This is a genomic window from Gordonia sp. KTR9, from assembly GCF_000143885.2.
GTDB lineage: Bacteria > Actinomycetota > Actinomycetes > Mycobacteriales > Mycobacteriaceae > Gordonia.
Window position 1 is genome coordinate 1,266,374 of the sequence record NC_018581.1, and the last position, 21,312, is coordinate 1,287,685.

Genomic DNA, 21,312 nt, shown 5'->3' on the forward strand with positions numbered 1-21,312 from the left:
CAGGGTTTACTTCAGGCCTGAGGGCACGGTCTTGCCGTTGACCGTGACGGTCACCTCACCGGTCGTCGTGTTTTCGGAGATCTCGCCGTGTTCGAAGGTCACCACCTCGAGGTCACCGTCGACTGTCACGTCGCTCGTGGGCACGCCGAGAGGCCCGGCCGAGCCGTTGGTGCCGGTGAGTAGCGGTGTGCCGTCCGGTGCGCGCTCGGTGTTCCATGCGTCCCGGATCTTGCCGGAGGTGACGATGTACCCGGGCGTTGCGGGGTTGCTGTTCTTCGCGATGATCACTCCGCCGCGAAACTGTTGGTACACAACGCCACTCTCGCGGGTTCCGGCGTTGTGATCCCCGGTCAGCGGTTTGCCCAGGGCTGCCCGCTGTGCCTCCGTCGCCGAGCCGTACTTGACGGCTAGCGGGCCGGTGAGGGTCACCTCGACGTCGTCCTCACCCATCACCGTCGTCTCGGTGGGCGTGGGTGCCGCATCCTCCGCGACAACGGTGGTCGCCGACGCGCTGGAGGACGAGTCGTCGGTGTCTGAGGTGCCGCAACCGGCGGCGATCAGCGTGACCACGAACAGTCCGGCAACGAACTCGGCGCGACGGGATGCCACCTGCTTCATGCGCTCACCCTAGTGTGTGAACAGGCCGGTGGCTCAGCCGTGCCGACGACGGTACTCTTCCGCGGCACCCGGGTGCAGGGGGACGGATCCGGTGAGGATCAACGATTGTGCGTCGAGGAACTGACTGCCGATCGCCTGAGCCGGCACGAGGTGGGCGGACTCGTCGAGCAGCAGGTCGACGATCGCCGCGGCGGTCGCGTCCGGCACGTCTCGGCGAGCGAGCAGGAGGTTGGCGACCCCGACGGTGGTGACCGCCGGATGCCGGCCGGGATGCGCACGGGCTCGTACGCGGGTCCGAACCGTCGTCGCAGGGCCGCCACCACGCCGCCGAGATCCAGCAGGGCGATCGGTACGCGCGGGTCGGTGAAGGCCGGCGTCGGCAGACCGCCCGCCCACATGACGGCATCGACCGCTCCCGAGGCGAGCGCGGCGCCGGCATCGCGCATCGTCTGCCGGACCGGCCGGATGTCGCGGTCGGGAGCGAGACCGGCCGCGGCGAGAACCCGCTCGGAGAGTCCCGCGGCACCGGAACCGGGCGCTCCGACACTCACCACCCGCCCGCGCAGGTCGGCGACCGTCGCGATGGGTGCATCGGCGCGGACCGCCACCTGGAGTAGTTCTCGTACACGCACCCGAGAGCTGTGAGCCGTGGATCGGCGCGCTCGACGGCCGTGTCGCTGAGGCTGAGGGCGAGTTCCGCGGAACCGTCCGCCAGCGCATCGAGGTTCTCGGCGGAGCCGCCGGACTGCCGAGGGCGGACCGGCGGCGCGCCGGATCGGTCGGCCGCCGCCGCGAGGAGGCCGGCGAACTCCCAGAAGAAACCCCCGGACTCTCCCGCCGCGAGCCGCACCGGCGCGCCGCGCTCGGTTCCGCAGGCGGACAGGAGAATCAGCGCACCCAGGCCACAACCCCCGCGGAGCACGGTCCGCCGATCCACCGGCCCGAGCGCAAACGACATGGTGTCACCTTAGGCCCGCCGCGCGACGACCTCGGCGTCGACGAAGGCCCGACCCTGTTCGCGGTCGAGTGGCGTCTCCGCCTTGTTGCGCAGGACGAACACGTAGACCAGCAGCGACACCGCGATCACCGCGGTGACGTAGGCGATGAACCAGGGGACGTGGCCGCCGTTCTTGGCCGCCTGGTAGATCAACGGTGCGGTGCCGCCGAACGCGGAGTTCGCAAGCGCATAACCGAGACCGACTCCCAGGGCCCGCACGTGCGACGGGAAGAGTTCGGCCTTCACGATCGCGTTGATCGAGGTGTAGCCGGTGAGGATCACATAGCCGACGGCGAGCAGGGTCAACGACGCAGCCACCGAGGTGGTCTGGGGCAGATAGGTGATCAGGACGTAGGTGTACAGGACACCGCCGACGCCGAAGAAGATCAGGACCGGTTTGCGCCCGACCTTGTCGCTGATCATCCCGCCGATCGGCTGCAACATCATCAGGAACACCAATCCGATGAGGTTGATCCAGGTCCCGGTGCGACCGTGGTCTTCGTACGCCGTCTTGACGATGGCCGGCGCGTTGACGCTGTAGGTGTAGAAGGCGATGGTGCCACCGATGGTGACCAGGAAGCAGACCAGCAGGGGGCGCCAGTAGTGCAGGACGAGTTCACGAATAGATCCGGACTCGGAGTCGGCCCCGCTGCGGACGGCCTCCAACTGCTCCGGGGTAAGCGACTCGTCCATGCTGCGGCGCAGCCAGAAGACGACGACGGCAGCCACGCCGCCGATGAGGAACGCGATGCGCCAACCGAAGTCGGAGATCTGGTCCTTGTCGAGGAACACCTGCATCACGAGCAGGGTCAGCTGTGCCAGCACGTGTCCGCCGATCAGCGTCACGTACTGGAACGACGAGAAGAAGCCGCGTCGCTCGCGGGTGGCCGCCTCCGACATGTAGGTGGCCGACGCGCCGTACTCACCGCCGGTGGCGAATCCCTGCACCAATCGACAGAGCACCAGGATGACCGCCGCCCACACGCCGATCGACTCCCGCCCCGGTGTCAGCGCGATGGCCAGGGAGCACGCGGCCATCAACGACACGCTGAAGGTCAGCGCCGCGCGTCGGCCCCGACGGTCTGCGTACCGGCCGAAGAACCAGGAGCCGACCGGCCGCATCAGGAAGGTGACGGCGAAGACGGCGTACACGTAGACGGTCGAGTTCTTGTCGGCCGGATCGAAGAACTGGCTCTCGAAGTACGTCGCGAACACCGTGTAGACGTAGACGTCGTACCACTCGACGAGGTTGCCGGAGGACCCGCGCAAGGTGTTGAGCACGGCGCGGCGGGTGGCTGCGGGCGACGAACTCGGCGGTGCGCTCCGTGCGTCCGCGGGGTGCCGGGTGGGCGAGTCGGTCATCGGTGTCCTCCAGATCGTCGAACGTGCACCCGACCCGGTCCGGCGTCGGTGCCCCTAACACTGTGAAGGCAGTCACAGGCTCAACCCAAGCCGATCGCGGTTTCCTAACACTCCCTTAGGACTGGTCGTCCGCCGCGGCACTCGACACCACGTCCGCGGCCGGGATCCACAGGTCCACCCGAAGTCCCGCCGGTCGTCCGGCACTCACCGTCAGTTCGCCCCCGGCACCCTCGACCAGCGCCCGCGCGATGGACAATCCGAGTCCGGAGCCGGGTCCGCCGCCGGTCGAGGCACGGAAGAACCGTTCCGTCACGCGTGGCAACTCGGCCTCCGTCACGCCACGACCGGTGTCGGCGACCCAGATGTCAATCCGCGCTCCCTCCGGCCGGCAGCCCAGCTCCACGGACGCGGCCGGCCCGGCGTACTTGACCGCGTTGCTCAGCAGGACGTCGATCGCGCGGACGAGGTCGTCCTCGTCGAGCGCCGCGATCGTCGTCCGAGTGGGCCCCGACGGCAGGGCGATCGACGCCGACAGTCCGGCGTCGGTGAGCGCACCCGCCCAGAAGTCGTGGCGCTCGACCAGCACGGCGCCGACATCGCAGACGCCGGTGGCGGAGCCGGCGGGCCGCGCCTCGGCGGTGGCCAGGACCAGCAGGTCCTCGACGATGCGGTCGAGCCGATCGATCTCCACCAGGGTCTTCTGATGCGATTCGAGCGCTCGGCCGGTCAGGCCGAGGCCGAGAGTGTCGAGGCGAAATCTGACCGCTGCGAGGGGGTTACGAAGTGCGTGCGCGGTGTCGGCCACCAGGCGGCGCTGGGCGGCTGTGGCGGTCTCGACGTCGTCGGCCATCGCGTCGAAGATGCGGGCCAGCTCGCGAACCTCCGGCGGGCCGGTGGCCCGGTGATCGCGGGGCTCGCTCGGCCTCGGCTCGCTCGCTCCGGGAACACGGTCGATGACCGACGCGCGCAGCGATCGCACCCGTGTCGTCAAGGCGGTGAGCGGGCGAACAGTCCAGCGCGACAGCGCAACAGCGATCACCGACCCCACCACGAGCATCGCGATGGCGCCACCGCCGATCACCGACCAGGTCCGGGCGACGTCGCGTCTCGCCTCCGACGTCGACGCCGCGATGACGACCGCGCCGTCGACCTGGGTGCCCGTGCCGATCGGCATGGCCACCAGTGCCGACGGGGGCGACCAGGGTGTCAATCCCGACGCGATCCGGGTTCGCTGGTTGCGCAACGCCTCGGACACGGCCTCGGCGACCTCCGGCGAGTCGGCGGTGAGCCCGGCCGCGGCCCGCGTCGTACCGGCCCGGTCGACGACCACGACACCTTCGCCATAGAGGTCGCGGTAGCGTTCGACGGCCCGCTGCAGTTCTGGCCCCCCGCGTCTCCGGTTCCCGATCGGCGAGGTCGGCGAAATAGGTTGCGGATGCGGTACGACTCTCGGTGAACCGTTGCAGCCGTTCACGACTCACCGTCGTCGCGAGAGGAATGGCCAAGCCGAGAACCACGATCGCCGAATAGGCGACGAGCACGAGCAGCACACGCCGCCACATCGCTCAGGAACCCCAGCGGTAGCCGTACCCGCGGATCGTCTCGATCACGCCGGGCCTCCCGAGCTTCGCCCGGAGTGCGGTCATGTGGACGTCGAGGCTACGGGAGATCGCGACGTGGGCGTCGCCCCAGATCGCGTCCATCAACTGTTCGCGGCTCACCGCCTCACCGCGGCGTGTGACCAGGTGCGCGAGCAGTTCGAACTCCTTGGGCGTCGGCGCGACCTCGGCGCCGCCCACGGTGACCAGCCGCGCATCGAGGTCGACCACGATGTCGCCGGTCGTGACCCGTCGCTCCGTGGTGACCGGCGCGTCGGCCACACGCCGACGGGCGGCCACCTCCAGCCGCGCCATCAGCTCGCCGAGCCGCGCCGGTTTGACCACGTAGTCGTCGGCGCCGCCACGGAGGGCCCGCACGACCGACCGCTCGTCCTGTCGCGCGGTGAGCACCACGACCGGAATGTCGCTGACGGTCCGCAACCGGCGCAGTACGGTCAGTCCGTCCTCGTCGGGTAGGCCGAGGTCCAGCAGGGCGAGGTCGAATCCGCGGTGACCGAGGAGGAGGTCGGCACCGCGTCGCATTCGCCGGGGTTCGTGTCCGACCTCGATCAGAGCGTCGACGAGGGCGTCACCGACCCCGTCGTCGTCCTCCACCACCGCGATACGCATCGGGTCCACGGTACGACAGCGGCCTTGGCCAGCCCCTCAGAGCACGATCTGCCGATTCACGTCCTTGTAGAGCAGGTACCGGAAGTTCGACGGCCCGCCGGCGTAGCAGGCCTGCGGGCAGAAGGCGCGCAGGGACATGTAGTCGCCCTCCTGGACCTCGACCCAGTCCTCGTTGAGCCGGTAGACGGCTTTGCCTTCCAGGACGTAGAGGCCGTGTTCCATGACGTGGGTCTCGGCGAACGGGATCGACGCACCGGGCTCGAAGGTCACGATGTTGACGTGCATGTCGTAGGCGAGGTCCTGGGGGTCGAGCATTCTCGTTGTGCGCCAGGCGCCGTCGGTGTCGGGCATCGGGGAGGGCTCGATGTCGCGCTCGTTGCCGAACTTCGGCGACGGCTCGTGACCCGCGATGGGCTCGTAGCGCTTGCGAATCCAGTGGAAGGATGCGGGGACGTCGCCGCGATTGTGCGCCGACCACGGGGTACCTGCGGGCAGATAGCCGAATCCGCCGTCGGTCAGTGTGTGGTCCTCGCCCGCGACCGTCACGGTCAGCGCGCCGGCGGTGACGAAGAGGAAGCCCTCGACCGCCGACTGTGGTTCCGGCGCATCTGATCCGCCGCCCGGGGCGACCTCGACGATCGTCTGCGCGAAGGTCTGCGCACCGCCGGGCACCGGTCGGTTGAGCACCCATGCGCGGGTGTCGGTCCACTCCGGGAAGACCGACGTGACGATGTCGCGGAGCACACCGCGCGGGATCACCGTGTACGCCTCGGTGACGACCGCGCGGTCGCTCAGCAGGTCGGTCTGCGGCGGGAGTCCACCGGCGGGGGTGTAGTACGGCGTCGTGTTCATCGGGTTGTCCTCTGTGAGTGGGGGAGTGCGATCTCGCGCACCTTCGCGATGGGCAGGTCGGTCGCGTTCTCGACCTCGTCGACGGTCAGCGCGCCGCACAGTTCGCCGCGTCGGATGAAACCGGCGAGTGCGCGGGCCGTCGCGGGCTCGTCGAGTACCGACGACTCGATCCGATGCGCGTAGTTGCGCAAACGCACTGCGGCGGAGTCGAATCCGTCACGGTAGAAGGCGTACGTGGCCAGGAAGCGGGTGACCAGTTGAGCGGGGTGTAGATCCCAACCCTGATAGAAGCCGCGTTCGAGATGGCGGCGGACCAGCCGCGCGTGCAACGCCCAGCCGGCCTCGACGGCATCTGGGTCGCCGACCGGGAGGATGTTCGTCGATCCGTCCGACAACCGCACGCCGGTGCCCGCCGCCGCGAGTTGCATCACGGCCTTCGCGTGGTCGGCGGCCGGATGTTCCATCGACTGATAGGCCGCGGCGATACCCAGGGACGCCGAGTAGTCGTAGGTCCCGTAGTGCAGAGCGGTCACCCGACCCTCGCCGGCGTGGATCATCGGCGCGACGGCCGCCGTGCCGTCGACGCCCATGACCGCCTGGGGGGTCTCCACCTGGATCTCGAAACCGATGCGGCCGTCGGGCAGTCCGTGAACTCGCTCGAGTTCGCGGGCGACGCCGACCATCGCGACGACCTGATCGGTCGAGGTGACCTTGGGCAGCGTCAGCGTCAACCCCGCCGGGAGGTCGCCGGTCTCCGCCAGACCGGCGACGAACAGGTCGAGGGTGCGCAGGCCGCGGGCTCGGACGTCGGCCTCGAAGCACTTGAAACGGATGCCGAGGAACGGCGGCGAGGCGTCGCCGGCCGCCCGGATCGCGGCGACGGCGGCGTCGACCGCCGCGTCCTCCTCGTCGTCGGAGCGGACGCCGTAGCCGTCTTCGAAGTCGATACGGAGGTCCTCGACGGGCTCGGTGCGCAGCTTGCCCTCCACCAGATCCGCGAGCGCGGATGCGGTCGAGTCGGTGTGGGCGACGGTCGAGCGGGCGATGGCGGCGAGGCCGCCGTGATCGGCAGCCGTGTCCAGCGCCGCCCGTCCCCAGTCCCGGGCCAGATCCGCTGAGTACCGGTCGGCGGGGACGTAGACCGTGTGGACCGGCTGCCGGCTCCCGTCGTCGCCAGGATACCGATCGGACAGGACGGCGTCTGCCGGTGCGAGGGTGGCCTCGACCTCGGCGAGGAAGGCCGCACCGAGGCGGCCGGGTTGCACACTCACGAGGCGCCCCCTAATGACGATTGGTGGAAAAAGAATTCCGCAGGGCGGAGTTTACTGCAGATCAGGTGCCAGCCACCACTCCTGGAGCGGAATGCCCGCCGATTGTGGTTTCACATGATGGAACGTAGCGTGATGTCGGACTGTGGAGGTGGCGATGGCGGGGAACTCGGGCGGTGTGCAGTCCGTCGAGCGGGCATTCGAGCTGCTCGAACTCATCGGGCGCGCCGGCGGCGAGTGTTCCCTGAGTCATCTGTCGGCGGAATCGCCGCTGCCGCCCCCCACCATTCACCGGCTGCTGCGGACGCTCGTGGGGATCGGCTACGTCCGGCAACTCCCGAATCGGTCATACGCCCTGGGCCCCCGGCTCATCCGGCTCGGTGAGGTGGCCAATCGGCAGCTCGGCGCAGTCGCCGCGCCCGTCCTCGCCTCGCTGGTCGGCGAGCTCAGCGAGACCGCGAGTCTCGCGGTGCTCGACGGGGACATGGTCATCTACGTGGCTCAGGTCCCGTCGCCGCACAGCATGCGGACCAACAACGAGGTCGGCCGTCGGGTGACGATGCACAACACCGCGGTGGGCAAGGCCGTCCTCGCTGAACTCGACGACGCGCGCATCCTCAAACACGTCACCCAGGCAGGGCTCACCGCGGCCACCGAGTGGAGCGTGACGTCGCTGTCCGGCGTGTTCGCCGCCGTCGAGCAGGTGCGCGCGGACGGCGTCGCCACGGACGAACAAGAACACGAGGTCGGGGTCTGCGGCATGGCGGTCGCGGTCCCCGGCGCTCCCACGCCGATGGCGGTCGGCATCTCGGGGCCGGTGGCCCGATTCGACGACGACCTGCGTACCCGTGCGGTCGGGGCGCTGCGCGCGGCGGCCGGGACCGTGTCCGAGGCGCTCATCGGGTCCAGGGAGACCTAGATCCGGGAAGTAGGTCAGATGGTGAGCTTCGTCGGTGTCGTGCGGTTCGCGCCGTCGCCGCTGGAGCCGTCGCCGATCTGACCGTCGTTGTTGAATCCCCAGCAGTACACCGACGCCGCCGACATCGCGCACGACGTCCCGTTGCCGGTCGAGATCGACGTGACGTCGGTCAGTGTCGAGACCTCGCGGGGGATCTTCACCGAACCGCCGGAGGAGCCGAGCTGGCTGCGGTCGTCGTCGCCCCAGCAGAAAGCCCGGTCGTCGGAGACCGCGCAGGTGGTGCCCCAGTCGGTGGAGATGGCCGAGACCCCGCTGAGGTTGCTGACCTTGACCGGTGCCTGACGGGTCTCGCTGGTGCCGTCGCCGATCTGACCGTAGGCGTTGGAACCCCAGCACCAGGCGTCGCCGCCGGCGACCGCGCAGGTCGTCTGGAAATAGGTGCTGGTGTTGGTGTTCGGGTCGTCGTCATCGGATGCCTCGTGATAGCCGCCGATGGCGATGTCGGTGACGTCGGTCAGTGTGCCGACCTTGACCGGTGCCGAGCGTGCCGTCGTGCTTCCGTCGCCGATCTGCCCGTTGTCGTTGGCGCCCCAGCAGAACGCCGACCCGTCCGACACGGCGCAGGTGGTGCCGTAGGCGGTCGCGATGTCGGTGACGACGCCGAGCCCGGGAACCTTCGTCGGGGCCGACACCGGGTCGGTGCCGCCGCCGGTGCCGAGCTGGCCGTACTCGTTGTTGCCCCAGCAATAGGCGTCGGTGCCGGCGACCGCGCAGGTGGTGCCCCACCCGGTGGAGATCGCCTTGACGTCGGAGATGGTGCCGACCTTCGTCGCGGTGTCCACCGTCGATCCGCTGGTGCCGTTGCCGACTTCGCCGTAGTGGTTGTTACCCCAGCAGAAGGCATCGCCGGCGGCGATGGCGCAGGCCGTCGCGACGTAGGCGTTCTCGCCGGTGAGGTAGCCGCCGGTGGCGACCGCGGTGGCGTTCGAGACGCCGGTCACCGGGACCGGGCGGGTGTGCGGCGTCGTGGTGCCGTCGCCGAGCTGACCCGTGTCGTTGTCGCCCCAGCAGTGCACGCTGCCGGTGACCACGGCACAGCTGCTGCCGAAGTTGGTGGTCACCACCGGCTGCGCGACGGTGGCCTTCTCCGGGTCGTCGACGGTGCTGCCGATGACGGCCAGCCCGACCACGGCCGCGACCACGAGCAGCAGCACGGCGCCGAGCACGCCGGCGATGATCAGCCCGGTCCGCTTCTTCTTTCCCGGCGGGACCGGCGGCATGCCCGCCGGGTATCCGGGTTGGGGCTGGCCGGGTTGCGCGTGCGGGCCCGAGAGGTGGGGCGCCGAGGAGTACATCGGCTGCGGTCCCGACGGTTTGTTCATCAGTGGCTGCGGCCCCGACGGCCCGGTCATCGTCGCCTGCGGAGGAGGCGTGTACTGGCCGTGGGGTGGGCCGAAGTGCTGCTGGGGTCCCGAGGGGTGCCCGGCGGACGGGCCGCCGGTGCCGCCGCCGACGAGGGTGGGCGGTGGCACCGAGCCGGCGACCATCGTGTTTCCCTGCGCCGCAGGCGAATCGAGAGCGGACTTCAGCGCGGCCGCGAAGCTGCGGCAGTCGGGGTAGCGGGCCGCGGGGTTCTTCGACAACGCGCGCTGGAACACCGGGTCGAGTTGGGCGAGGTCGCCGCGCAGCTGGCCGATGTGAGGGACAGGCCGCTGGATGTGTCCCAGCATCACCGAGGGCTCGGACTGCCCCACGAAGGGAGGCTGTCCGGCGAGCAGGGCGTACGCGGTGCAGGCCAGCGAGTACTGGTCCGACCGCGCCGTGGCGTCGGCACCCTCGAGAGTCTCCGGGGCCGAGAAGGCGACCGTCCCGATGAAGGAATGAGTGCCGGTCAGGTTGGCCGAGCCGGCGAGTTTGGCGATGCCGAAGTCGAGCACCAAGGCGCGTTCGACGACGCTCGTCGCAGGGTCTCGCGTGACGAGGATGTTGGCGGGCTTGATGTCGCGGTGCACCACGTGGTGGCGGTGCGCGTAGTCGAGGGCGTCGGCGACCTCGGTGACGACCGTGGACACCTCGGCCGGCGTCAGGCGCTCCTCGGTGAGGTCCTTGCCGTCGACGTAGCTCATCGAGAACCACGGCGAGCCGTCGGAGATCCCGTACTGATGGATGGTGATGATGCTGCGATGGTCGAGTTTCGCGGTGGTGCGTGCCTCGTTGGTGAAGCGCTGGTTGAAGCCGGGCTGCGCACTGACCGCCGTGGAGATGACCTTCAGGGCTTCGCGTCGTTCCAGCTGCAGGTTCTCGACGAGGTACACCTCGCCCATACCGCCCGCGCCGAGCTGAGAGACCACGCGATAACCGGCGATGTGGGTGCCGGGACTCAACGGCACGGCGTCACCTCTTCCTGGACTTGGCCCGACGGGTTCCAAATGACTGCTCTCGCAGACGTATGCAGGGACGATACCGAAACCGGAGGGGCCCGGGGCACCCTTCAACCGGATGACGGCGCCGTCGTCAGAACGTGACCTGCGTGGGGGTCGGACGGTCGTCGGTGCCGCCGACGCCGAGCTGCCCGGTGGCGTTGAAACCCCAGCACCAGAGGTACTCCGACGCGAGCGCGCACGAGGTCCGCTCGCCGGCGGATACCGCACTCACATCCGACAATTCGCGCACACGGGTGGGCGCCGGACGGTCGGTCAGCGTGCCGTCGCCGACCGATCCCCAGGCGTTGGCGCCCCAGCAGTACGCGACGCCCCCGGCGAGTGCACAGGTGGTGTTCGACGTGCCCGTGCTGATGGACTCGACCTCGCCGAGGCCGGTCACCGGCGTCGCCGTGCGGCGACCGTAGGTGCTGCCGTCGCCGAGCTGCCCGAAGTCGTTGTTGCCCCAGCAATACGCGCTCGCCCCGGCGACCGCGCAGGCGGTGGCGGCGCCGGCGGAGACCGTGGTCGCGCCGTCCAGGTCGGCGACCCGTGTCGGGCTGACCCGATTGGTGGTCGTGCCGTCGCCGACCTGCCCGTTGTCGTTGAGTCCCCAGCAGTAGGCGTCGCCCGCGGCGACGGCGCAGGCGAAGTTCACGCCGACGCTGATCGCGGTCACGTCGTCGAGGCCGGCGACGCGGACCGGTCGGTACTGGTTGGCGGTGGAGCCGTCGCCGAGCTGGTCGAAGTCGTTGGTGCCCCAGCAGTACGCCGCGCCCGCCGAGATCGCGCAGGTGGCCCAGTTGGCGGTCGAGATGGCGGTGACGTCGGCGAGGTCGGCGACCCGGGTCGGCGTCAGGCGCGCGTCGGTCGTGCCGTCACCGACCTGCCCGTAGTCGTTGTTGCCCCAGCAGTAGGCGACGCCCTCGGCGATCGCGCAGCTGTTGGGGCCACCGGTGCTGATCGCGGTGACGCCGCTGAGATCGGCGACCCGCGTGGGTGTCTGGCGTGTCTCGGTCGTGCCGTCGCCGATCTGGCCGGCGGCGTTGTCGCCCCAGCAGTACGCGGTCCCGTCGCGAATCGAACACGTGGTACCGAGACCGGCGCTGAGCTGCGCCTGGGCGTCCGTGGCAGCCAGGGGCGACGACGCGGCATCAGTGGTGGCCCCGTCGTCAGAGCCGCCGAGGGTGACGACGCCGATGGCGACCACGGCCGCGAGCACGGCGACCGCGACGACCGCGGCCAGGGCGAGCGGCCACCGGCGCCGGCGCGCCGTTGTCCGCGCCGGAGGTGTCGGGGGCGGGGGAGTGGGAGGTGCCAGGGCGGGCGTGGGGGTGGAGCCCCAGGCCAGGGTCGGGTCCGCCGGCGATCGCGGCGGGATGACCTGCGTCGCCGGGAGGGGAGCGCGTGGTCGGTCGTCGGCGCCGGCCCGGTCGAGCGCGGCGTGCAGATCCGCGGCGAACGCGCGGCAGGTGGGATACCGGTCGAGCGGGCCGCGCGCGAGCGCACGGTCGAAGACGGGGTCGAGCGCGGCGAGCCCGGGTCGATGGGTGCTGATCGGCGCCGGCCGCGTCGTGAGCTTCGCGACGATGTGGCGCGTCTGCGTGTCGGCGTCGAACGGGGTTGTGCCGGAGAGCAATTCGTAGGCCGTGCAGGCCAGGGCGTACTGATCCGACGCGGGGCCCGCCGGTTTGCCGTCGAGGATCTCCGGCGCCGCGTAGACGAGGGTCCCCACGAACGACGACGGCGCGGTCAACGTGGTGGCGGTGGTGAGTTTCGCGATCCCGAAGTCGAGCACGACCACGCGGTCGAGGGCGTCGTCCATCGCACGTCGCGTGACCATGATGTTGCCGGGTTTGATGTCGCGATGGATCACGCCGTGCTCGTGTGCGTAGTCGAGCGCGTCGGCGACCCGGGAGACGACGGTCGCCACCTCGTCCGGGCGGAGCGAGGCGCGGCGGAGGTCGCGCCCGTCGAGGTGGGTCATCGTGAACCAGGGGTCGCCGTCGGTGACGCCGTAGTGATAGATCGTCACGATGGCGGGGTGGTCGAGCGCCGCCGCGGTCTGCGCCTCGCGGCTGAACCTCCGCGCGAACTCCTCGTCGACGGTCTCGGCGATCGAGATCACCTTGAGGGCCTCGCGCCGACGCAGTTGGGGGTTCTCGACCAGATAGACGGTGCCCATTCCACCGCTGCCCAACCGCGTGATCACCGGGTAGCCGGCGACCTGGACTGGCTGGGCGGCCATGGGCGTCTCCTGGTGGCGTGACCTGTGTTGCGACGACGATAGCCCCTCCCACGGCCGTCCTGCCCTGACACGGCTCTTGTTCATCCGAACGACATGGCACAATGCTCGACGTGGCAAACAAATCTGGCGCTGAATCATCCACCCCCGGCGAAGCGGGTGCCGGCACCGGCCGAGTCGTGAAGTCCGGTGGCCGCAAGAAGCACTACGTCGACAACGGCTGGCCGCAGGACGACAACGGTGACGCCGCCGAGCACGCCGTCTCCGAACTCGCGACCCACATCTCCGGTGCGCTGTCGCCGTTCGGCGACACCGAGTTCCCGCTTCCGGTCGACGAGCTGCCGTTCGTGCAGTCGAAGACCGTCGTCAACCGCTGACGTCGATGCCCACCGGAGGCGACGGCGGCTCCCGGCTGAGCCACCTCGACGCCTCCGGATCGGCCCGCATGGTCGACGTCGGGGCCAAGCCGTCGACGAAGCGTCGCGCTGTCGCCGCCGGCACGTTCCACACCACCGCCGAGGTGATCGGCCTCCTCAGTGAGTCGAGGCTGCCCAAGGGGGATGTGCTCGCCACGGCGCGCATCGCCGGGATCATGGCGGCCAAGCGGACCGACGAGCTGATTCCGCTGTGCCACCAGTTGGCGTTGTCGTCGGTGGAGGTCGACTTCGCGATCGGTGCCGAGACGATCGAGGTGACCGCGACCGTGGCCACCTCCGGTCAGACGGGCGTCGAGATGGAAGCGCTGACCGCGGTCGCCGTCGCCGGCCTGACACTGCACGACATGGTCAAGGCCGTGGACCGACGCGCGCAGATGGACGGTATCCGCCTCCTCGCCAAGACCGGAGGCAAGTCGGGCGACTGGTACCGCGACCCGGCTGACCCGGCCGATGACTGATCCGGGAACACCACGCGTCGCGCGTGTCGTCGTCGCGTCGAACCGCGCCAGCAGCGGTGTCTACGCCGACCGGTCCGGCCCGATCATCGAGGCATGGCTCGCAGAGCAGGGCTTCCGGGTCGACGAATGCGACGTCGTGGCCGACGGCCCACCGGTCGGCGATGCCGTCCGCGCCGCGATCTACGCCGAGGTCGACCTCGTGATCACCACGGGCGGAACAGGTCTGACGCCCACCGACCGGACTCCGGAACAGACCCGGCCGCTCCTCGACGTCGAGATCCCGGGTCTGGCCGACGCGATCCGGTCGGCCGGCCTGCCCAAGGTGCCGACCGCCGTCCTCTCGCGCGGGCTCGCCGGGGTGGCCGGGAGGACGCTCGTCGTCAACCTGCCCGGTTCGACCGGCGGGGTTCGCGACGGGCTGGGCGTGCTCGCCGGCGTCGTCCACCACGCACTCGATCAGATTCGCGGAGGCGACCACCGATGACCGGAGACGCCGGCACCCGCGTGGTGCTCACCGCTGTCGTCGACGAGCCGATCACGCTGGCCGCCCACGAGGCGATGGTCGCCGCTGCCGCCGAGGGAAAGGCCGGGGCGGTGGTCGGCTTCGTGGGCGCCGTCCGTGACCACGACGGCGGGCGAAGGGTGACCGCCCTGCACTACTCCGGGCATCCCACCGCGACGAAGGTGCTGGCCGACGTCGTCGAGGAGGTCTCAGCGGTCGACGGCGTGCGTGCGGTCGCCGTCTCCCACCGGGTCGGCGACCTCGCGATCGGCGACATAGCCTTCGTGGTCGCGGTGGCCGCCGACCATCGTCGGGCGGCGTTCGAGACCTGCTCGCGTCTCGTCGACGAGGTCAAGTCCCGGCTGCCGGTCTGGAAGCACCAGTTCTTCGACGACGGCACCGACGAGTGGGTCAATTCGGCATAGACCCGCTGGTTGAGCCTGACCCCCGCTGGTCGAGCCTGGCCCCCGCTGGTCGAGCTTGACCCCCGCTGGTTGAGCCGACCCCCGCTGGTTGAGCTTGTCGAAACCATTGGAAAAGGGCCCCGCACGGATGATTCATCGTGCGGGGCCCTTCGTCTGTGTCCCGGATCAGGGGTTGGGCAGCAGGTGCTTGTTGTCGTTGAACAACTTGATCTGGTCCTGGTTCAGCGAGACACCGCTGTCCTTGGCCGCCTGCCAGAGGTTCTTGATCTCGGGGCTGACGCCGGCCTCGGTGAGGGCGTCGGTGACCTGCTTGGCGACGTCGTCGGTCGTCTTGGCCAGGTCGACGCTGCCGTTGCCGCCGGGGAGCACCGGGGCGATCTCACGCGGGGTGTCGGTCGGCGCGCTGCGCGGGGTCGAACCCGAGAGACCGGTGCCGCAGGTGGGCCAGGCGCCCTTGCCCTGCGATCCGAGCACGCGCTCGGCGACGACGATCTGCTCCTCGCGGGAGGCCTGGTCTGCGGTCGGGGCGAACTCGCCGCCGCCGTGGCCGGTCCAGGTGCTCGGCGAGAACTGCAGGCCGCCGTGGTAACCGTTGCCGGTCGCGATGGCCCAGTTGCCACCGGATTCGCACTGCGCGACCTGGTTCCACTCGGCGTCGGTGGCCGCATTGGCGGTACCGGTGCCCAGGAGGGCTGCTCCGCCGCCGAGGACTGCGCCGGTGAGGGCGACCTTTGTGATGGTCTTGGCGGCCGTGCTGGTCGTCTGCTTGCGATGACGTCCGGACATGTATGTGTTTCCTCTCTCCACGCGCCTACGAAGTCAGCTGTCGGGTTCGAGCGAGAGGTGCTCGGCCCCGGTCGTCGCGGTGGTCGCCGCGGCTTCCGGGACTTAACCCCGAGGACACCTGGTGTGGTGTCCGGTCTCAGGGGATGAGGTTGGGTCCCCCGTCCTCGTTCCTAGATTGCTTGTCGTTCCCACCGGCGGAACGAGGCTCGGCGCGGCCGGTGGGACGTTATGTCTTGGTTGCTGTGTCGTGACCTCCGAGGAGGACGCTTCGTACAGTACGTCGTTCGTTGGACTGAATCACCTGGCTGAACGCAAGCGATTTTCGGCCCGGATCCGGGTCTTCCGACCCACTTTGGGCGTCATCCCAGTTCAACGGGTTAGTGGCCGTCCCGTGCCCATCCTGTTACTCCACCGTTATGTGACAAAGGTCACAAGCCCGGTGTGGCGTCAGCCACCGGCAAACGGCGGGAGAACGTCGAGTGTCGTGCACGTGCCGAGTGCGCGCGTTCGATCGGAGAACGCGATCTCGTCGCGCAGATACGAGCAGCGTTCGAGAACTGTGGCGAGGGAGGGGTTTCCGGCGGCGAGGGTCTCTTCCAGGACGCGGAGGGTGGTCGTCGGGTCGATCTCGACGACTCTCTCCTCGGCGCCGGCCGCGGCGCGCGCGGCGGCGAAGAATCGGACTGTGAGCTGCATCGGACGCGAGCCTAGCCGCCGATCGCCGACATCGGTCGGTCCGGTTGCCGGAAGCCCGCGGCGTTCACCTCGTGACCGGCCGCCTTGGCCCACATGTTGCCGCGCCACAGGTGTGCGAGCGCGGCGTCGATCTCGTCGTCGGGGAGTGTGCGCAGAGCGGTGCGGACATCGGTTTCCGACGTCGCGAACAGACAGTTGCGCAGCGTCCCGTCCGCGGTGAGCCGGGTGCGGTCGCAGTCCCCGCAGAAGGGCTCGGTGACCGACGCGATGACCCCCACGCGTGCGGGCCCGTGAGATCCCTGGTGACCGTCGACGAGCCACGTGGCGGCCGGAGCACTCCCGCGCGGCGCGGGATCGGGCAGGAGGGTGAAGCGCTCACGCAGCGTTGCGAGGATCTCACGGGCGGTCACCATCTGCGCTCGCTGCCATGCGTGGTCGGCGTCGAGGGGCATCTGCTCGATGATCCGCAACTCGTAGCCGTGCTCGAGGCAGTACGCGAGCAGGTCCGGAACGCCCGCCAGATCCGCGCGGGCGGGCACGACGGCGTTGACCTTGACCGGGTCGAGTCCGGCGCGGCGCGCCGCCGCCAGGCCGTCGAGCACGTCCGTCAGCCGGTCTCGCCGGGTGATCTCGGCGAATCGGGCGGGGTCGATGGTGTCGAGCGAGATGTTGATGCGGTCGAGGCCGGCGTCGACCAGGCTCGCCACCCGTCGTGGCAGTCCGAGTCCGTTCGTGGTCATCGCGATCTCGGGGGCCTGGGGGAGGCCGGCGACGGCCGCGATGATGTCCTCCAGATCGCGCCGCAGCAAGGGTTCACCGCCGGTGAACCGGATGCGGTCGATACCCAGGTCGCGAACCGCGACCGTCAGCACCCGGATCAGTTCGTCCGTGGACAGCACCTGGTCGGTGGGCATCCAGTCCAGGCCCTCGGCGGGCATGCAGTACGAGCAACGCAGATTGCAGCGGTCGGTGACCGAGACCCGGAGATCCTTCGCCACCCGGCCGAACGTGTCGCGCAGCGGACCCTCGGCCGGCGCGTCGGAAGCCGCTGCGTCCCGCGGGGACACAGGCGATGGGATTCCGAGGCCGACGGTGTTCATGCTGCGCAGAGACTCATTTCCGGGTGGGATCCTTCCGTGCCTCGAGCGCACGGAACGTGCTGGCGTGGAAGACCAGGGGTTCGACGCCGGGATCGGCGCGCAGCGACTCGATCTCCAGGAGCACGACGGTGTGGTCGCCGGCCTGGATCTCGTTGTGGATCGTGCACGACAGGTGCGCGGCGGCGTCGGGCACGAAGACCGCGCCCCGATCGGTGCTCAACGGGGTGATGCCGTCGAAGCGGTGCTCCGACGATCCCGCGAGCTGCTTGCAGAGCTCGATCTGGTCGCCGGCGAACACGCTGACCCCGATCGCCGGTGCGGTGCGGATCCGCGGCCAGGTCGTCGAGGTGTTCTGGACGCAGACCGAGACGAGCGGCGGATCGAGCGAGACGGTGGTGAACGAACTGGCCGCCATTCCGATGAGGGTGGTCGAATCCCCGTCGGGTCGTTCGCAACACACCGCGACGACGCCGGACGGGAAGCAACTGTAGGCATCGCGCAGCGCCCGCCCATCGGAGACCGGCGAGAGGTCGGGGGTGGTGTCGATGGTTGTGGTCACGGTCCTCACCTGGCTCGGCGTCCGGCACGGAGTGCGTACACCAGGCCCAGGATGAATCCCAGCGGTGCGCACATGGTCAGCAGGTAGACGGCGGTCGGCGCGGTGTCGCCGTCGGTCACCAATGGTGTGAGGAACAACGCCACGACCGCCAGAATTCCGATTCCGAACACAACCCCGGCCGCCTGCAGCAATCGCGGGGACGACGTCTTCTGCATACCTGCCACGGTAGTGCAACGGCGATCGGTCCGACGCCGCGCGATGCGCGTCCGCCGGGTAATGGTGTGACCTCGGGGTGGGGCGTTGGCTAGGATGGTCGCAGCAGGCGCCTTGCATCCGTCTGGGCTCGCGCGGCATTCGCCGTCGGACCGCCGAGATGGGTGACGGCGTCTTTTGTCGTGACGGGTCGTTTTTCGACAGTTCTAGTACAGATGAGGGTGAGCACAGTGCCGACCGGCAAGGTGAAGTGGTACGACGCGGACAAGGGCTTCGGCTTTCTCTCCCAGGAGAGCGGTGAGGACGTCTACGTCCGTTCGGCAGCGTTGCCCGACGGCGTCGAGGCGCTCAAGCCGGGACAGCGCGTCGAGTTCGGCATGGCCGCCGGTCGTCGCGGACCGCAGGCGTTGAGCGTGAAGGTGCTCGAGCCCGCTCCCAGTGTCTCCAAGAACGTGCGCGAGGCCGCCCGCAAGGACGTCAAGCGGCACACGCCCGACGAGCTGCACGGCATGGTCGCCGACCTCATCACCCTCTTGGAGGGCAAGGTCCAGCCGGACCTGCGCAAGGGCCGTTACCCGGACCGCAAGACCGCGCAGCGGATCTCCGAAGTCGTGCGTGCGGTCGCGCGGGAGCTCGATTCCTGAGGACCGATTCCTGAGGACCTAGGCGTCCGGTGCGGTCTGGACCGCGAGTTCACCGCGGGGCAGGACCTCGTCGGCGGGGGAGAGCCGCGCCGAGGCGGAGATGACGGTGAATCCGATCAGGACCCGGTCCGGTACCGATCGCAGCGTCAGCGTGTAGGTGCTGTCCGATCCCTGCGGTTGCTCGTCTTCGACGAGCCCGCGGGGCGTCTGGTAGACGGCCGCCAGGTTCCACGGGCCCTGCGCGATCTCACTCGAGACGGTCAGCATGACCGTCGAATTCACCGGCACCGGTACCGCCGCGGTCTCGCGCGGCGCGGTGATCTCGGGATCGCATTCGGTCAGCATCAGATCGCACCACCAGCGCGGATCGACCGTGTGCAACTCGTCGCCGACCGCGACGTGCAGGTAGGGCTGGTCGTCGGAGCTTGCGTTGCGGGTCAGCAGGAACACCGATGTCCCCACCACCGCCACGAACAGCACGACGACGATCGCGATGATCGACAGAGCCTTCTTCTCACCACTGCTGATCACTGACGGCGTTGTCCTGTCTGGTTGTGCGGGGGGTGATCGCCGTGGCTGTACGGGCGCTCACCCCGATTCTCGAAGGGAGCGGTCGACGGTGTCCGGGTGGGCATCCGGGCGGTCGAGGGACGCTGGGGGTGCGGTGTGGTTTCGGCGTCGGCCGGGCCGGGCCGGATGTCCGACCGCGCACCGGCCGCGCGGAAGGCCACGGTCGGCGCGGCATGGTCGGGGCGACGACCGCCCAGACCGGGGACCAGTGATTTGCCGCGGGTGGTCATCACGGTCTGCAGCAGCCCGAGGCCGAGCAGCACGGACACGACCGTGAATCCGATCCACAGGGTCGGCGGCAACAGCACCCCGAGCGAGGCGCCGAACACCCACGACAACTGCAGCACCGTCTCCGACCGACCGAACGCCGAGGCGCGGGACTCGTCGGGCAGGTCGTCCTGGATCGAGGAGTCCAGGCAGACCTTGCCGATCGCGCTCGTTCCCGAGGCGACCAGGGCGGCGACCGCGGCCGCGGCGATGTTGCCGAAGACGGCGGCCAGCACCGCGACGACGAAGCAGGCTGCGGTTGCGCCGACGACGATGTTCGGCGGGTTCTTCAGTTCGAGGCGGGTCCCGATGCCGTTGCCGATCAAGTTGCCGACGCCGGCGGCGGCACCGACCGCACCGAGGAGCAGCAGCTGGGTCCAGTCCGACGCGTCGCCCTGCTGGGCCTTGGCATAAAACGCCACGAAGAGTGTCAGGAAGCCGGTCAGGATGCGGATCGTGCCGTTGCCCCACAATCCCGCGACGACCTTGCGTCCCAGCGGCTGGCGCATCTTGGCGGCGATCATCTTGGCGCCGTCCCGGGCGCTCGCCGGCTGATCGGTGTCGCCGGGGGCCGACCGCGCGGGCTCGCCGTGGTAGGAGAGGGTCGTCGGGATCTCACCTTCGGTGGACTCGACCCACGACGGGATGCGCATACACAGGTAGGCGCCGGCCGCGGCGACCACGGCCAGCCACACCATGGCGCCCGGCAGGTGCAGCGGGAGTATCTGGCCGAGCAGGAATTCGATGGCCGCGGCGACCGCGCCACCGACGATCGTGCCGCCGATCAGGCCGAAGGTGGTCAGCCGGGAGTTGACCCGTGGCAGGTCGATGGTCGGCGGCACCACCCGGGGGGTGACGGCCGACTTGAGCACGCCGAAGGATTTCGACAGCACCAGCAGGCCGAGGGCGCACGGATAGAGCACCCACGGGTCGTACTCCAGCTGCTGGGTCACGTCGTTCCACTGGACGTTGGACATGATCAACAGGGCCAGGACGACCCGTAGGCCGAAGGTCGTGGCCATGGCGATCCGGCGACCGCGCTGCAGCCGGTCGAGAAGGGGTCCGATCAGGGGAGCTATCAATGCGAAGGGCGCGATGGTCAGCGCCAGGTACAGGGCCACGTTGGTCTTCGACTCACCCGTCGCGGCGGCGAAGAACAGCGTGTTGGCCAGCGCGACGGCCATCGCGGCGTCGGCGGCGAAGTTGGCGATCACCGGCAGCGTCAGCGCGGTGAGGCCCGATTGGTCGGCGCCGTCGGCGGTGGCCGCCCGGTGGATCTTGCCGAGTCCCTTGCCGGTCAGCTCGCGGCTGCGCATCGCCGCGACCCGCATCACCGTCAGCTTCTTCGGTGCCCGGGCCGAACCGGTCTGGTCCGAACCGTTCTGGGGCCCGTGATCGGCCGGCATCGCGCGGGTCTGGTCCTCCGACGGCGGACGGCCGCGGTCGTCGAGCGGCGGGAGGTGCGGATTGTGGGTGGGCGGGGGGAGGTAGGCGTTGCGGCCGGGACCGGGGCCGGCCGGTGGCTCTCCCCATCCCGGTGCCGGTCTCCGGGTGCGCATCTGTCGCGTCTCGTCGACCGGATAGTTGGTCGAACCGGGGTGCTGCGCGGCGCGTCGTGCGCGGTCGTCGGGCGGCGGCTGATGGGGATGCTGGTTCGCGGGACCCCTGGGGGCCCCGCGCCCCTCGTCGTGTCGGGAACTCCGTGGGATCACGCTGACGATTGTTCCTCATCTCCGGCTGTGGTCG

General features: G+C 69.7%; 21 protein-coding genes, 1 pseudogene and 1 riboswitch. Of the genes and pseudogenes, 6 read left to right on the forward strand and 16 right to left on the reverse strand.

The window, feature by feature from the left end; translation table 11 throughout:
* Window positions 1–6: 6 nt before the first annotated feature.
* From KTR9_RS06490 to KTR9_RS06520, 7 genes and pseudogenes are all read right to left on the reverse strand, one after another.
* Window positions 7–618: an LGFP repeat-containing protein gene (locus KTR9_RS06490; protein ID WP_014925727.1), complete on the reverse strand. Its 612-nt coding sequence runs from the start codon at window positions 616–618 to the stop codon at window positions 7–9.
* A gap of 33 nt (window positions 619–651) precedes the next feature.
* Window positions 652–1,576, reverse strand: a pseudogene (locus KTR9_RS06495) (TAXI family TRAP transporter solute-binding subunit).
* A 9-nt stretch (window positions 1,577–1,585) separates the two neighbouring features.
* Window positions 1,586–2,977, reverse strand: coding sequence for an MFS transporter (locus KTR9_RS06500; RefSeq protein WP_014925730.1), 1,392 nt, complete (start codon window positions 2,975–2,977; stop codon window positions 1,586–1,588).
* Between the two features lie 115 nt (window positions 2,978–3,092).
* Window positions 3,093–4,307, reverse strand: coding sequence for a sensor histidine kinase (locus KTR9_RS06505; protein WP_014925731.1), 1,215 nt, complete (start codon window positions 4,305–4,307; stop codon window positions 3,093–3,095).
* A 235-nt stretch (window positions 4,308–4,542) separates the two neighbouring features.
* Window positions 4,543–5,205, reverse strand: a complete 663-nt coding sequence (locus KTR9_RS06510) for a response regulator transcription factor (RefSeq protein WP_044507658.1) — start codon at window positions 5,203–5,205, stop codon at window positions 4,543–4,545.
* Between the two features lie 36 nt (window positions 5,206–5,241).
* Window positions 5,242–6,057, reverse strand: coding sequence for a bifunctional allantoicase/(S)-ureidoglycine aminohydrolase (locus KTR9_RS06515; RefSeq protein ID WP_014925733.1), 816 nt, complete (start codon window positions 6,055–6,057; stop codon window positions 5,242–5,244).
* Window positions 6,054–7,328 (reverse strand): DUF6986 family protein, encoded by a 1,275-nt coding sequence (locus KTR9_RS06520; protein WP_014925734.1) that lies wholly within the window; start codon window positions 7,326–7,328, stop codon window positions 6,054–6,056. Before KTR9_RS06520 ends, KTR9_RS06515 begins: the two co-directional genes overlap by 4 nt.
* 154 nt (window positions 7,329–7,482) lie before the next feature.
* Here KTR9_RS06520 and KTR9_RS06525 point away from each other — a divergent pair, with 154 nt between their 5' ends.
* Complete coding sequence (locus KTR9_RS06525) at window positions 7,483–8,244, forward strand: IclR family transcriptional regulator (RefSeq protein ID WP_014925735.1); 762 nt, start codon at window positions 7,483–7,485, stop codon at window positions 8,242–8,244.
* 14 nt (window positions 8,245–8,258) lie between these two features.
* Here the strand turns inward: KTR9_RS06525 and KTR9_RS06530 are convergent, their stop codons facing one another.
* Together KTR9_RS06530 and KTR9_RS06535 are read right to left on the reverse strand one after the other, a co-directional pair.
* Entirely contained in the window at window positions 8,259–10,634 is a 2,376-nt protein-coding gene (locus KTR9_RS06530; protein ID WP_044506087.1) for a protein kinase domain-containing protein, read from the reverse strand.
* 124 nt (window positions 10,635–10,758) lie between these two features.
* The gene (locus KTR9_RS06535; protein WP_014925737.1) at window positions 10,759–12,912 is read right to left on the reverse strand and encodes a protein kinase domain-containing protein; all 2,154 of its coding nucleotides are present in this window, start codon (window positions 12,910–12,912) and stop codon (window positions 10,759–10,761) included.
* A 101-nt stretch (window positions 12,913–13,013) separates the two neighbouring features.
* On the opposite strand from KTR9_RS06535, the gene KTR9_RS06540 reads away from it, so the two are divergent.
* From KTR9_RS06540 to KTR9_RS06555, 4 genes are read left to right on the forward strand one after another with little or no spacing between them, the layout of a single operon-like run.
* Window positions 13,014–13,286 (forward strand): hypothetical protein, encoded by a 273-nt coding sequence (locus KTR9_RS06540; protein WP_010844336.1) that lies wholly within the window; start codon window positions 13,014–13,016, stop codon window positions 13,284–13,286.
* Between the two features lie 5 nt (window positions 13,287–13,291).
* A complete protein-coding gene (gene moaC, locus KTR9_RS06545; RefSeq protein ID WP_014925738.1) occupies window positions 13,292–13,804 on the forward strand; it encodes a cyclic pyranopterin monophosphate synthase MoaC in 513 nt (170 codons plus the stop codon).
* Window positions 13,797–14,288: a MogA/MoaB family molybdenum cofactor biosynthesis protein gene (locus KTR9_RS06550; RefSeq protein ID WP_014925739.1), complete on the forward strand. Its 492-nt coding sequence runs from the start codon at window positions 13,797–13,799 to the stop codon at window positions 14,286–14,288. Before moaC ends, KTR9_RS06550 begins: the two co-directional genes overlap by 8 nt.
* On the forward strand, window positions 14,285–14,731 hold the full coding sequence (locus tag KTR9_RS06555; RefSeq protein WP_014925740.1) for a molybdenum cofactor biosynthesis protein MoaE: 447 nt from the start codon (window positions 14,285–14,287) through the stop codon (window positions 14,729–14,731). Before KTR9_RS06550 ends, KTR9_RS06555 begins: the two co-directional genes overlap by 4 nt.
* Before the next feature lie 165 nt (window positions 14,732–14,896).
* Here the strand turns inward: KTR9_RS06555 and KTR9_RS06560 are convergent, their stop codons facing one another.
* The 5 genes from KTR9_RS06560 to KTR9_RS06580 form a co-directional block, all read right to left on the reverse strand.
* Complete coding sequence (locus tag KTR9_RS06560) at window positions 14,897–15,517, reverse strand: transglycosylase family protein (RefSeq protein ID WP_010844332.1); 621 nt, start codon at window positions 15,515–15,517, stop codon at window positions 14,897–14,899.
* A gap of 6 nt (window positions 15,518–15,523) precedes the next feature.
* Window positions 15,524–15,707: riboswitch (cyclic di-AMP (ydaO/yuaA leader) on the reverse strand.
* A gap of 257 nt (window positions 15,708–15,964) precedes the next feature.
* On the reverse strand, window positions 15,965–16,213 hold the full coding sequence (locus KTR9_RS06565; protein WP_014925741.1) for a MoaD/ThiS family protein: 249 nt from the start codon (window positions 16,211–16,213) through the stop codon (window positions 15,965–15,967).
* Window positions 16,214–16,224: 11 nt separating this feature from the next.
* A complete protein-coding gene (gene moaA / locus KTR9_RS06570) occupies window positions 16,225–17,313 on the reverse strand; it encodes a GTP 3',8-cyclase MoaA (RefSeq protein WP_014925742.1) in 1,089 nt (362 codons plus the stop codon).
* 13 nt (window positions 17,314–17,326) lie between these two features.
* Window positions 17,327–17,872, reverse strand: coding sequence for a flavin reductase family protein (locus tag KTR9_RS06575; RefSeq protein ID WP_010844329.1), 546 nt, complete (start codon window positions 17,870–17,872; stop codon window positions 17,327–17,329).
* Between the two features lie 5 nt (window positions 17,873–17,877).
* Window positions 17,878–18,087 carry a hypothetical protein gene (locus KTR9_RS06580; RefSeq protein WP_010844328.1) on the reverse strand — a complete coding sequence of 70 codons (210 nt, stop codon included), beginning with the start codon at window positions 18,085–18,087 and terminating at the stop codon, window positions 17,878–17,880.
* Window positions 18,088–18,315: 228 nt separating this feature from the next.
* Between KTR9_RS06580 and KTR9_RS06585 the strand changes: the two genes are divergently transcribed.
* Window positions 18,316–18,729 (forward strand): cold-shock protein, encoded by a 414-nt coding sequence (locus KTR9_RS06585; RefSeq protein WP_004020198.1) that lies wholly within the window; start codon window positions 18,316–18,318, stop codon window positions 18,727–18,729.
* Between the two features lie 18 nt (window positions 18,730–18,747).
* Here the strand turns inward: KTR9_RS06585 and KTR9_RS06590 are convergent, their stop codons facing one another.
* Both KTR9_RS06590 and KTR9_RS06595 read right to left on the reverse strand, forming a co-directional pair.
* On the reverse strand, window positions 18,748–19,260 hold the full coding sequence (locus KTR9_RS06590; RefSeq protein WP_014925744.1) for a DUF2771 family protein: 513 nt from the start codon (window positions 19,258–19,260) through the stop codon (window positions 18,748–18,750).
* On the reverse strand, window positions 19,257–21,278 hold the full coding sequence (locus KTR9_RS06595) for an MFS transporter (protein WP_014925745.1): 2,022 nt from the start codon (window positions 21,276–21,278) through the stop codon (window positions 19,257–19,259). The genes KTR9_RS06590 and KTR9_RS06595 overlap by 4 nt, the downstream gene beginning before the upstream one ends.
* Window positions 21,279–21,312: the final 34 nt, after the last annotated feature.

Bases quoted from the DNA above. Each gene is read 5' to 3' on its own strand.
- KTR9_RS06560 (WP_010844332.1), bottom strand. From the start codon at position 15,517: ATGTCCGGACGTCATCGCAAGCAGACGACCAGCACGGCCGCCAAGACC.
- moaA (WP_014925742.1), bottom strand. From the start codon at position 17,313: ATGAACACCGTCGGCCTCGGAATCCCATCGCCTGTGTCCCCGCGGGAC.
- moaC (WP_014925738.1), top strand. From the start codon at position 13,292: ATGCCCACCGGAGGCGACGGCGGCTCCCGGCTGAGCCACCTCGACGCC.
- KTR9_RS06525 (WP_014925735.1), top strand. From the start codon at position 7,483: ATGGCGGGGAACTCGGGCGGTGTGCAGTCCGTCGAGCGGGCATTCGAG.
- KTR9_RS06565 (WP_014925741.1), bottom strand. From the start codon at position 16,213: ATGCAGCTCACAGTCCGATTCTTCGCCGCCGCGCGCGCCGCGGCCGGC.
- KTR9_RS06540 (WP_010844336.1), top strand. From the start codon at position 13,014: ATGCTCGACGTGGCAAACAAATCTGGCGCTGAATCATCCACCCCCGGC.
- KTR9_RS06500 (WP_014925730.1), bottom strand. From the start codon at position 2,977: ATGACCGACTCGCCCACCCGGCACCCCGCGGACGCACGGAGCGCACCG.
- KTR9_RS06555 (WP_014925740.1), top strand. From the start codon at position 14,285: ATGACCGGAGACGCCGGCACCCGCGTGGTGCTCACCGCTGTCGTCGAC.
- KTR9_RS06510 (WP_044507658.1), bottom strand. From the start codon at position 5,205: ATGCGTATCGCGGTGGTGGAGGACGACGACGGGGTCGGTGACGCCCTC.
- KTR9_RS06550 (WP_014925739.1), top strand. From the start codon at position 13,797: ATGACTGATCCGGGAACACCACGCGTCGCGCGTGTCGTCGTCGCGTCG.
- KTR9_RS06535 (WP_014925737.1), bottom strand. From the start codon at position 12,912: ATGGCCGCCCAGCCAGTCCAGGTCGCCGGCTACCCGGTGATCACGCGG.
- KTR9_RS06490 (WP_014925727.1), bottom strand. From the start codon at position 618: ATGAAGCAGGTGGCATCCCGTCGCGCCGAGTTCGTTGCCGGACTGTTC.
- KTR9_RS06515 (WP_014925733.1), bottom strand. From the start codon at position 6,057: ATGAACACGACGCCGTACTACACCCCCGCCGGTGGACTCCCGCCGCAG.
- KTR9_RS06580 (WP_010844328.1), bottom strand. From the start codon at position 18,087: ATGCAGAAGACGTCGTCCCCGCGATTGCTGCAGGCGGCCGGGGTTGTG.